The sequence below is a fragment of the Myroides albus genome, from assembly GCF_024722315.1.
In the GTDB taxonomy this organism is placed as follows: domain Bacteria; phylum Bacteroidota; class Bacteroidia; order Flavobacteriales; family Flavobacteriaceae; genus Flavobacterium; species Flavobacterium album_A.
In genome coordinates this window covers 579,292-590,919 of sequence record NZ_CP102754.1, presented here as the reverse complement: position 1 = coordinate 590,919, position 11,628 = coordinate 579,292, and the positions used below count along the sequence as shown (strand labels likewise).

Here is an 11,628-nt window from a genome sequence, read left to right as displayed (position 1 = left end):
TTTGGTTGTTATTATGTTTTTTTTTGTTATTATTTTTTTTTGTTAATGTGGTCTAAAATTGAGTTTAATTTTTATTAATGTGTTTATTTTTGATTATATGATAATAAATTAAATTAATTATTAATGTTGTTGTAATAGTATATATTAAAATAAATTGAATTATTTATTTTGTCTACATTTGTACGAGTGCAATGTATTATAAAGTGGTGTTAATATAAAGAGCTTATGAAAAAGAAATATTTTTTTAAAAAAATGACATTTCTGTTGTGTTTAACAACAGGAGTGGTTTATTCTCAAACTGGAGAAAAGGTTTTCTCAAATAAAGGAAATATCAAGATTGAGGAGGGAACAGAGGTTTATATCTACCTTGATGTTTACAATGAACAAGGAGATTACATTTCAAAAGATAAGTATATCGGTTTAGAAAATGATGGTACGATGTATTTGTTTAATAATCTTACTAATAATGGATTGTTTGGATATGATCAAAAGGATAAAGGAGGTACTGTAATATTTGATAAAGAAACTGGTAAAGTTGTATTAGCGGGATCAGAGCAAACTTCTTTCAATAATGTGGTATTCAATTCAAAAGAGGGAATTGATCTGCAGAATGAGATAAGTATTTATGGTAAAAGTGTGTTCCAAAGAGGGCACGTGGTTGTTAACGCACCTTTACAAGGAGCGATGACTTATTTTGATGGGGCTGTAATTGAAGGTGTGGGAAATGATAGTCACGTTGTAGGTACTGTTGATAGACAAGGAAAAGAAGATAGAATGTTCCCAGTTGGAAATGGGGAGTATTATCGCCCAATAGAATTGCGTGCTAGTAAAACTGTTAATGATATGTTTAACGTTCAATACGTATCAGAAAATCCATTAACAACAAGACCACATAATGTATTGAGAAGCCCAATTGTTGAAGTTGATAATACAGAATATTGGGAGGTTAAGAACTCAGCAACTGATGCTAATGTAATTCTTTCTCTAAGTTGGAGCGAAGGAACAACTCCAAGAGCGTTTCACAAAGATAAAGTGGAAGGACAAAGTGTTCATGTACTGCGTTGGGATGAAACTGAAAAAGTTTGGGTTGATGAAGGAGGTATGATTGAAGGTGAGAATTTTGTTACTACTCCTTTAGAAGTTAATGCTAAGGGGATATTTACTTTAGGGTTGGTAGATGAAGCATATAGCGACGAGGTAAAAATCTGGAATGCTGTTACTCCAAATGGAGATGGTCAAAACGATTACTTCTTAGTTGAAAATATTAATAAATTTCCAAATAACAGTGTGGAAATCGTAAATAGATGGGGTAGTAAAGTGTTTAGTGCTACAGGATATGACAGAAAAGGAGATGGTAGTGAAAACGTATTTATTGGTGAAGCTGATGGAAAAGGTGTAATAAATAAAGGTAAAAAATTACCTTCTGGAACATACTACTATATTGTAAAATATGAATATACAGATGCTAATGGTAGTAGATGGATTAAGAAAGCAGGTTATTTGAATTTAGAGAATAATTAAAAAAAGTGGTTGAGATGAAAATAGAAAATAAAATAAAAATTGCAGCGTTAATGGCTGTGCTTTCATTAGGAAGTGTGTCTGAAGTTCAGGCACAACAAGATCCACAGTTTACACAGTATATGTATAATCCTTCAAATATTAACCCTGCTTATACTGGTTCTCGTGGGAATCTAAGTGTATTTGGTCAATATAGAGCACAGTGGGTTGGTTTAGATGGAGCTCCTAAAACTGCTAATATTTCAGTAGAGACTCCAATTGAAGGAAGTAGAGTTGGTTTAGGTATTAACTTTATGAATGATCGCATTGGTGCTATTGACGAGAATAGAATTGCATTAAACTTCTCTTATACTATCGATGTTAATGACGATTGGAAATTGGCATTTGGTCTTAAAGGAACTGTTAATCTCTTGAGTTTTGATCCGACTAAATTAGACTGGTATGATCCTGACGTAAATTACAATCAAAAAGTAAATAATAAATTTACTCCGAATATTGGTGCTGGTATGTTCTTGTATTCTGAAAAAGGATATTTAGGGTTTTCTGTACCAATGATGCTTTCTACTGATAGTGGAGAGGATGATGGAGCTAAGTTAATGAAACAAAAAATGCATTATTATTTAACGGGAGGGTATGTGTTTGAGCTTAGTCCAAGTGTTAAATTTAAACCAGCTTTCTTAGCGAAAGCAGTAGACGGTGCTCCATTCCAATTGGACTTAACAGCTAACTTCTTGTTAGTAGATAAGTTTACTGTAGGTGCTGCGTATAGAGTAGATGCAGGAGTGAGTGGTTTAGCTGGATTCCAAGTGAATGATAATTTGTTTATTGGATATTCATATGATGCAGATACTTCTAAGTTAAATAAGTATAACGATGGTTCACACGAAGTGTTCTTGAGATTTGATTTATTTAACAGATATAGAAAAGTAAGTACAACTCGTTTCTTCTAGAAATCTATAATAACCACTACCATTATGAAAATAGAGAAAAGAATTGTATTGTTACTTTCAGTTCTTTGTTCGCTCGTCTCTTTTGGACAGGGATCAAAGAATAAGGCGGATAGAGAGTTTTCTAATTTAGCGTATTCAGATGCAATAGCATATTATGAAGATGCACTTCGTCATGACGGTAAAAATGTTGAGTTGCTTTTGAGCTTAGGAGATGCATACTATTTTAATGGTCTGTATAGTCAAGCTCTTAAATCTTATCAAGAAGCAATGAGAGATGAATCTAGAGTGTTTTCTGCTGATGCTTATTTCAAGTATGTTCAAACTTTGAAGAGTGCTAAGAATTATGCTGAGGCTGATCGTATTATGGATTTGATGTCTACTAAATTTGCTGGAGATAATCGAGTAGTAATGTATAAAGCTAATAAAGGTTATCTCAAGAATATAGAGTCAAATTTAGGGGCTTTTTCTGCGACTTTGATGGATAAGGTAAATACACCTTACTCGGAATATGGAGCAGCAATGTATAAAGGACATATTATATTTGCATCGTCACAAGAAAGAAATAGTTTTTATCAGCGAATACATTCGTGGACTAACGATCCATTTACAAAGTTATACGCTGCTCCTGTTTACATTGATGGTTATGTTGGGGAGTCAAAACTGTTTAGTAAAAAATTAGATAGTAGATTTAACGAGTCTACACCTACTTTTTCTGCTGATGGACAAACAATGTATTTCTCTAGTAATGACAGGTCAGCTTTGAAGAAGGGTGAGACTGTTTTAGGTAGTTTGTATAGAGCAAAGTTGGTTGATAATAAATGGACTAATATTGAAAAGTTACCTTTTAATCAACCAAATACAAATACAGCACATCCTGCTTTAAGTACAGATGAAAAATGGTTGTATTTCGTATCAGATAAAGCTGGAGGTTTAGGGCAGAGTGATATTTATCGTGTAGAAATTTTATCTAACGGAGGTTTTGGTAGTCCTGAGAATTTGGGGGCTAAGATTAATACAGAAGGTAGAGAGAGTTTTCCCTTTATAAGTACTGATAATGTATTGTATTTTGCATCAGATGGACATCCTGGACTTGGAGGGTTTGATATCTATGCTGTTAAAATAAATGATGACAACAGTTTTGGAGATGCGGTAAATTTAGGAAGTTCTATTAATAGTGAGTATGATGATTTTGCTTTTTATTTGGACCCTAATTGTAAGTATGGCTTCATGACTTCAAATAGACCAGGGGGGATTGGTAAAGATGATTTGTATTTTGTACGTGAGATTACTGGTGTTGATTTAGAGTTTTACCAAAGTTTAAGGGGGAAAGTTTATAATATAGTTACGAATGAGGTGATTACGGATGCACCTGTATCTTTGTATGATCATCATCACAACTTAATCGAAACTGTAAATACAGATAAAGAAGGCCAGTATATTTTTAAAGATAAACTATGTTATATAGGTTATACTATAGGTGTAGATGTTGAGGGTTATAACTCAATCGATTTAGGATTGCCAAAGATTGATAAAAATAATGAAGCAGTTCTTGATTTTGGGTTAGATGGAGAAGGAGTCAAGCCTAAACAAAAAGTTGATGATGGTGAAATTCGAAGAGGAGATGACCTTACAAAACTCCTTCGATTAGAACCTATCTATTTTGATTTTGATAGAGCGGATATTCGCTATGATGCGGAAGTAGAGTTGTATAAGGTTTTAGAAGTGATGAAGCTATATCCAAGTATGCGTGTGGATGTTCGTGCACATACAGATAATATTGGAGAGGAATTTTATAATTTTAAACTTTCGCAGCGAAGAGCAGAGAATACAATGAATTGGTTAATTGCAAGAGGAATTAGTAGAAATAGACTAACCAGTCGTGGATTTGGTGGAGCTGTTCCAGTGAATAATTGTGTTAGTGGTGTACCTTGCTCTGGTGAAGAACATCAAGCAAATCGCAGAAGTGAATTTATTGTAGAAGATATTTAAAATAAAGGTCATCATTAGATGGCCTTTATTTTTTTGTATGATTATTGAATTTATTATATAATAGTTTAATTGTTAATTTTAATTAGTTAATTAGTTGTGTAATTGTTATATTTGTATCCGATAAATGTTAATTAGTGCTATTAATTGGTTTTATTGGTCGCAGACTGTAGTTAAAACTATGCACTTTAGTGCATTTAGCTTTCAGCTTCTAAAAATGTTTACCTTTGATATATGGAATATCAACGAACCGGAGGACATAGTGTATCACGTTTAACCGCCCATATAGTATGGGTGACTAAATATCGTTATCCAGTATTGGAAGGAGATATTCAGATACGTTGTCGTAGTCTGATCATTCAGATTTGTGAAGCAGAAGATATTCAAATTTTAAAAGGTGTAGTATCAAAGGATCATGTTCATCTTCATATAGAATATCGACCATCTCAAAACATAAGTAATATTGTCAAACTCTTCAAGGGTCGTACCTCAAGGAAACTCCAAATAGAATTTCCTGAGTTGAAGCACAGATACTGGGGACGTCACTTTTGGGCAATAGGCTTTGGTTGTTGGAGTACAGGAAATATTACTGATGAAATGCTAAATCAATATCTTGAACACCATCGTAAACCAAATGATAACGGAGGTAACTTTATACTTGAGTAAGTAGCTCCACCCAGGCAGACTTTAGTCTGCTTTAACAAACTATGGACTTTCAGTCCATAGTGGTTTATTTTAAGATTAATTAAGGACTGGTAAAGGTTGACCTTAAATAGAGTATTTTTGATTCGAAAGTAATTTTTTACTTGTTTGGAATTGAAAAGGTTGTATTTTAGCTACCTCAAATGAAGAATACATAATTGTTTTTAATAGAAAATAGTTATAAATAAATACGTTTTTTACTGAATAGTGTAATAATTATGTTTTAATTATTCTCTTTTTTTGTATAATTTTGTGTCAAATAGATTAAAGGAATTTTAATTACAAGTTGAGTATAATATCAAAAGCCAATTAATAACTATTGGTTCGCTTTAATAAATAAAAGTTATGAAGAAAAGTATCTTTAAGATTGGAATATTTACCATGCTTATGCTTTCTGTTAATACTACTTTCGGGCAGTCTAAGAAAGAATTAGCCAGAGTGAATAAGCAAATTGAGAGATTAGCCTTTGCTGATGCTATCGATTCTTATGAAAAGTTAGTAAAAAAAGGTAAAGCCTCTCAAGAAGTTGTATTGGGTTTAGCAAATGCATATTACGAAAATGGTTTATATATTGAAGCTAATCACTGGTTTGAAGAAGCATTTGGTAAGATAGAATCTTCTCAAGAGATTGAAGATTTGAATAATTACTATCGCTATGTGCAAACAGTTAGAACTTTAGGAGATTATACTGTAGCAAATGCAAAAATGGATTTATTGGCAGATAAGTTTCCAGAAGATGGTCGTATTAAAAAATACTTAGCGGATCCTAACTATATTACTGAAGTAAATAGCAATAGAGAAGGGTATAAAGTTAAGTTATTGAATAGTGTTAATACAGAATTTTCTGAATACGGATCAGCTTTGTATAAAGGAGAAATTGTTTATGCATCTTCTCAAAAAAGTAAATTCAGAAAAGATAAGATACACAGTTGGACAAATGATCCTTATACTAAATTATTTTCTGCTCCAGTTCGTATAGATGGATACATTGGTGAAGTAAAGCCATTTGCTAAGAAGCTTGATGGTAATTTTAACGAGGCAAACGCAGTATTTAGTGCTGATCAACGTGCTATGTATTTTTCAAGTAATACACGTGGTGATAAGAATACTCGTTATTCAGATGGAACTATGTTAGTAAGTTTGTATAGAGCTTATTCATTTGGTCAAGGTAAATGGGGGGATGTTGAGAAGTTATCTATTAACGTACCTCATGCTAACTCATCTCAACCAGCATTAAGTCCTGATCAAGATTGGTTATACTTTTCTTCAGATAGACCTGGAGGATATGGTCAGTCTGATTTATATAGAGTTAAGCTATATCGTGATGGTACATTCGGGGTTCCTGAGAATTTAGGAGATAAGATTAATACGGAAGGTAGAGAGAGTTTCCCATTTGTAAGCTCTGATAATGTTTTGTATTTCGCTTCTGACGGTCATCCTGGTTTAGGAGGATTGGATTTGTATGGAGTACAAATTTATGAAGATGGTACTTTTGGAGAGGTTGTTAACTTAGGTAACTCTATCAATAGTTCTCACGATGATTTCGCAATGTATTTAGATCCTGAGTCTAAATTTGGATTTATTACTTCAAATAGACCTAATGGTGAAGGAAAAGATGATTTGTATTTTGTTCGTATGAAGTTAGGTACAGAATTAAATGTTGCCCAAGAAATCAGAGGTAAAGTTGTTGATCAGGCTACTGATAAACCAATTTGGGATGCCTTCGTATTCTTATATGATGAAAAACACAGATTGATTGATCAAATTGAAGTTGATAAGAGAGGTGAATATAAATTCACAGATGTGAAGATTAACCGTGAATACTCTATTGCTGCTAAAGCTCCAGGTTATAATTCTGCTGAAACTGCAATTGATCCTGTTACTAAGAATGTAGACATTGTTGTTGATTTTGCTTTAAATAGAAGTAAAGAGCTTGTAATCCCAGGATATGAATATGGTGGAACTACAGGTTATGGTGATGATGTAAGAGTAAAAGAAGGTGATGATTTAACTAAGGTGTTAAACTTGCAACCAATTTATTTTGACCTTGATAAGTTTAATATTAGATTAGATGCTCAAATAGAATTATCTAAAGTAGCTTCATTAATGTTAAATTACCCTCAATTAAAATTAGAAGTTAGATCTCATACAGATGCAACAGGACCTGATGCTTATAATATGAGATTATCTGAAAGAAGAGCGATATCAACTGTAGATTGGTTAGTAAAACAAGGTATTAGCCGTAACAGAATTAAAGGTATTGGAATGGGTGAGAGCCAAATCATGAATCACTGTAAGAACAATGTTCCATGTAGTGAGCGTGAGCATCAAAAAAATAGACGTAGTGAGTTTATTGTAATTGGATTATAAAATTAAGTTTTATATAAAGAGAAGGAGTTCCATTGGAACTCCTTTTTTTATTCCTATATTTTATAAAACCTTTATGTGCATTGTTCACAGAAATTATGTAATTTGCACTTTGGAATTAATTCATTTAGTAGAAATAAATTTATAATGATTATACAACCTAGAACACGTGGATTTATTTGCTTAACTTCTCATCCTGAAGGATGTGCTGAAAATGTTAGAAAGCAAATCGAATATGTTAAGTCAAAAGGACTGATTAATAATGGACCAAAAAAAGTTTTAGTAATAGGGGCTTCTACTGGTTTTGGATTAGCTTCTCGTATCTCTGCTGCTTTTGGTTCGAATGCTGCTACTATTGGAGTGTTTTTCGAGAAACCTGGTACAGAAGGACGTCCTGGAACTGCTGGATGGTATAACTCTGCTGCGTTTGAGAAAGAAGCTCATGCTGCTGGATTATATGCAAAAAGTATTAATGGAGATGCTTTCTCTGATGAAATCAAGAAAGAGGCTATTGAGCTAATTAAGAAAGATTTAGGACAAATTGATTTAGTAGTTTATAGCTTGGCCTCTCCAAGAAGGACTCATCCAAAGAGTGGAGAGAATTTTGCTTCTGTTTTGAAACCAATAGGTGAACCATTCTCTAACAAAACTGTAGATTTTCACACTGGTGTAGTTTCTGATATTACTATTAATCCTGTTACTGAGCAATCTGATATAGACAATACAATTGCTGTAATGGGAGGTGAAGATTGGAAGTTTTGGATTGAAGATTTAAAAGCTGCGGGTGTTTTAGCTCAAGGGTGTAAAACAGTTGCTTATTCTTATATTGGACCTGAATTGACTTATCCAATTTATAGAAATGGTACTATTGGTATGGCTAAGAATGATTTAGAAGGTACTGTTCCATATCTGAATGAACTACTTGGTGACTTGAATGGAGTTTCTTATGTATCAGTTAATAAGGCTTTGGTTACTCAATCTAGTTCTGCTATCCCTGTTGTTCCATTGTATATTTCTTTGTTATATAAAGTAATGAAAGAAAAGGGGATTCACGAAGGTTGTGTGGAGCAAATGCAAAGATTATTTGCAGACCGCTTGTATGCTGATAACGTAGTTTTAGATAGCGAAGGGCGTATTCGTGTAGATGATTTAGAAATGCGTGAAGATGTACAGGCTGAAGTAGCTGAATTATGGAATAAAGTGACTACAGAGAATATTGAAAGTATTTCTGACTTAGCTGGTTATAGAAGAGATTTCTTTAATTTATTCGGTTTTGAGTTTGATAATATTGACTATAACGCTGAATCAGATGAACTAACTTCTGTTGAAAGTATTAAATAATATAGATTATTGTTTTAAATAGAAAAGAGAGCTATTAGCTCTCTTTTTTTGTTTAGTGAATATGTTCTGTTTGGATTAAATCGATTATAAATGTGATTTGCTGTTTCAAATTTTGAATATCAGTATCAAGTGCTTCTTTAGTGTTATAAGCTTTAGATTTATCTTCTATAGCCTCTAAGAGAGGGATTATCTTCTTGATCTCTAATTGTCTAAACATTGGAAGCATCTTATGAGCTATATTGCTCAAAGTATCTATATCCATTTCTTCAGCGGCATAGTCAAGGTCTAATAAGTTTTCGTGTGTACTTTCTATAAATATGACAAGTAGGTTTTTTAGAGCTTCTACGTCATCTCCTATGAATTGTTTAAGTGTATTTGTATTGTAAGGTTTGTTGTTTTTCTCCTTTTCAAATGTAGTTGTTGGAGTTTCAACACTAACTTGAAAAGTGGTATTTGGATAAAATATCTTTGCAATTAGCTTTAATAATTCATTTAAATCTAAAGGCTTAGGGTGCGAACCAGTAAATCCAGCATTGGTGAAGTCTTCATTTGAAAGGTTTCTTTTTCCAGATAGTGCTATTACGGGTATGTCCTTTGTAATGTTATTCTGTTGAATTTGATTTAATAATTCAAAACCATCCATTTTCGGCATTTGTATATCTGACAAAATTAGATCTATTGTATTATTTTGTAGGTATGAAATTACTTCTGTAGGATCATTTTTCAAGACAACACTTTTAAAGATAGGGCTAAGTATTTCTTCCATTAATTGCAATTGTATCTTATCATCATCAATCACAAGTATTGAAAGGTCACTTAGAATATTTGTTTCCTTTAAACTTGATGAATTTGTTTGTTCGCTTTGTTCTCCTTCAATAGCTTCAATGTACGGAATAACTATTTCAAATGCTGACCCTAATCCTAATTTGCTATCAACTGTAATTGTTCCATCGAGCAAATTAATTAATCGCTGCGATATGTTTAACCCTAATCCAGTACCACCAAATTTCTTTTCGATTCCGTCATGGGCTTGTCTAAATTCTTGAAAGATATTCTTGACATTATCTTTGTGGATCCCAATGCCAGTGTCTTCAACTTTTATACTGATAGAATCCTCTTTCTTTAATGCGCTAACTTTTACGTGTCCTACCTGTGTAAATTTGATTGCATTTGAGATCAGATTTGTCAGTATTTGTTTTATTCTATATGGGTCAGTTACGATGTTTAAATTAAGAACAGGATCTATATCCCAAAGTAATTCTATTTTCTTATTGTCTGCATTTGGTTGTAACAATAAGCAAGTATTCTGAATTAGTTCAGTTAAATTTGTTGGTTGAGTTTGTATAGTTAACTTGTTATTCTCTAGTTTAGAAAAATCGGTAAGATCATTTACTAAGTTGCGTATATACTGAGAGGAAGTTTTTATGTTTTTGACGTATTGATTTTGTTTGTCATCAAGAGATGTTTGGTTAAGTAAATCAGTGAAGCCAATTAAGCCACCTAAAGGAGTTTGTAAATCGTGAGTAACCGTTGCAAACAACATTGTTTTGCTTCGCAATAATTCTTCTTTTTCTTTGTTTAGCTTTTCTAAGGCAACTCTGTATTCTTGCGTTTGATTTACGTCCTTGATTATAATAAAACCTAAAATAATAATCACTAAAAGTGCTGAACCACCTATATACGCAATATTGGTGGAGGCTGTGCTTATGTGTGATTTAGATTCGTTAATCTTTTGATAAGAAAGTGAGATGATATTTTTCTCTACATTTTGCAATATATCTCTTAATTGATCAGTAATGTGTTTATTCTCAACGAGTAGTTGCTGCTCTTGTTGGAAAAGGGCTTTTTGTTTTTGATCAATTTTATTTTGTGTACTCAAGACTATTTTTTCCATAGCGGATATCAGAGAGTCAGAGATGCTTGGGTAATTAATAGTTGTGGTAATAGTATCCGTGTTGTCACCTTTAAAAAGCCTTGCCCATGCACTTCTTTTCTGTTTATCTCTACTTTGAATAATTATTGGTTGAATATTTTGTTCAATTTCTTCTCTTAAGTTATAAATTTCATCAAAAGCTTCTTTGTAGTCACCTGATTCGTTGATTGCTTTTCTGGCTTTAACTAACTCTGCAACACTTTTCTTTTTCTTTGCTAAAAGGTCATTTACAGTATTCAATTTATCATACGTTACTGGATCCTTTACATCTTTTTGTATTTGACTGATATGACTGACAATTGTATCAAGTTGGGCAAAGTAAGTTTGTATATCTTTTTGATTTCCAGTTAAAATAGCATTTCTACCATATGCTTCGGAATTGTAGAGATCATTTATAGTACTGCTAACCAAAAAGATTTTGTTATTTTCATTTACCATGTGAAGTTCTGGTACAGTAAATTTTTTAGCTTCTTTGTAAATATATATTCCCGAAGCTATTACTGCTGTAAAAAGTATTAAGTATAGAACTGCTATTTTGAGTTTAATGGAAAAGGAGTTTTTCATATTTGATTGGCTAATATCATTCACTAACGAGCAAAATTACAAAGAAGTAAGCTTGAATTGTAATTAAAAGTGAATAATCCAGTTTAATCTTAGGTAGGTTTTGTTTTATAAAAATTAAATCATATGAAATAGTTTGATTATTTAAGAATTAATGTGATAATAGTGTTTTTATTTAACTTTTTATTGTATATTTGAGTATGTGGTTCCTACTAAAGAGAGAAAATCTATACAATATATTGTAAAAAGGAATTCATCAATGTTTAATGT

Annotated in this window: 7 protein-coding genes; 6 read left to right on the top strand and 1 reads right to left on the bottom strand. The window is 32.3% G+C overall.

Annotated features, from left to right (window positions below; genetic code table 11):
• Nucleotides 1-225: 225 nt before the first annotated feature.
• From NWE55_RS02760 to fabV, 6 genes are all read left to right on the top strand, one after another.
• The gene (locus tag NWE55_RS02760) at nucleotides 226-1,521 is read left to right on the top strand and encodes a T9SS type B sorting domain-containing protein (protein WP_155093308.1); all 1,296 of its coding nucleotides are present in this window, start codon (nucleotides 226-228) and stop codon (nucleotides 1,519-1,521) included.
• A gap of 14 nt (nucleotides 1,522-1,535) precedes the next feature.
• Nucleotides 1,536-2,468: a PorP/SprF family type IX secretion system membrane protein gene (locus tag NWE55_RS02755; RefSeq protein WP_155093309.1), complete on the top strand. Its 933-nt coding sequence runs from the start codon at nucleotides 1,536-1,538 to the stop codon at nucleotides 2,466-2,468.
• A gap of 24 nt (nucleotides 2,469-2,492) precedes the next feature.
• A complete protein-coding gene (locus tag NWE55_RS02750) occupies nucleotides 2,493-4,457 on the top strand; it encodes an OmpA family protein (RefSeq protein WP_155093310.1) in 1,965 nt (654 codons plus the stop codon).
• 231 nt (nucleotides 4,458-4,688) lie between these two features.
• Nucleotides 4,689-5,120 (top strand): IS200/IS605 family transposase, encoded by a 432-nt coding sequence (gene tnpA / locus NWE55_RS02745; RefSeq protein WP_155093506.1) that lies wholly within the window; start codon nucleotides 4,689-4,691, stop codon nucleotides 5,118-5,120.
• A gap of 381 nt (nucleotides 5,121-5,501) precedes the next feature.
• Complete coding sequence (locus NWE55_RS02740; RefSeq protein WP_155093311.1) at nucleotides 5,502-7,526, top strand: OmpA family protein; 2,025 nt, start codon at nucleotides 5,502-5,504, stop codon at nucleotides 7,524-7,526.
• Nucleotides 7,527-7,670: 144 nt separating this feature from the next.
• Nucleotides 7,671-8,864, top strand: a complete 1,194-nt coding sequence (gene fabV, locus NWE55_RS02735) for an enoyl-ACP reductase FabV (protein WP_155093312.1) — start codon at nucleotides 7,671-7,673, stop codon at nucleotides 8,862-8,864.
• A gap of 52 nt (nucleotides 8,865-8,916) precedes the next feature.
• Here the strand turns inward: fabV and NWE55_RS02730 are convergent, their stop codons facing one another.
• Nucleotides 8,917-11,361: an ATP-binding protein gene (locus NWE55_RS02730; protein WP_155093165.1), complete on the bottom strand. Its 2,445-nt coding sequence runs from the start codon at nucleotides 11,359-11,361 to the stop codon at nucleotides 8,917-8,919.
• Between the last annotated feature and the right edge of the window lie 267 nt (nucleotides 11,362-11,628).

What these genes read in the sequence shown, in the direction of transcription:
- NWE55_RS02760 (WP_155093308.1), top strand. Translation starts at nt 226, where the DNA reads ATGAAAAAGAAATATTTTTTTAAAAAAATGACATTTCTGTTGTGTTTA.
- NWE55_RS02755 (WP_155093309.1), top strand. Translation starts at nt 1,536, where the DNA reads ATGAAAATAGAAAATAAAATAAAAATTGCAGCGTTAATGGCTGTGCTT.
- NWE55_RS02750 (WP_155093310.1), top strand. Translation starts at nt 2,493, where the DNA reads ATGAAAATAGAGAAAAGAATTGTATTGTTACTTTCAGTTCTTTGTTCG.
- tnpA (WP_155093506.1), top strand. Translation starts at nt 4,689, where the DNA reads ATGGAATATCAACGAACCGGAGGACATAGTGTATCACGTTTAACCGCC.
- NWE55_RS02740 (WP_155093311.1), top strand. Translation starts at nt 5,502, where the DNA reads ATGAAGAAAAGTATCTTTAAGATTGGAATATTTACCATGCTTATGCTT.
- fabV (WP_155093312.1), top strand. Translation starts at nt 7,671, where the DNA reads ATGATTATACAACCTAGAACACGTGGATTTATTTGCTTAACTTCTCAT.
- NWE55_RS02730 (WP_155093165.1), bottom strand. Translation starts at nt 11,361, where the DNA reads ATGAAAAACTCCTTTTCCATTAAACTCAAAATAGCAGTTCTATACTTA.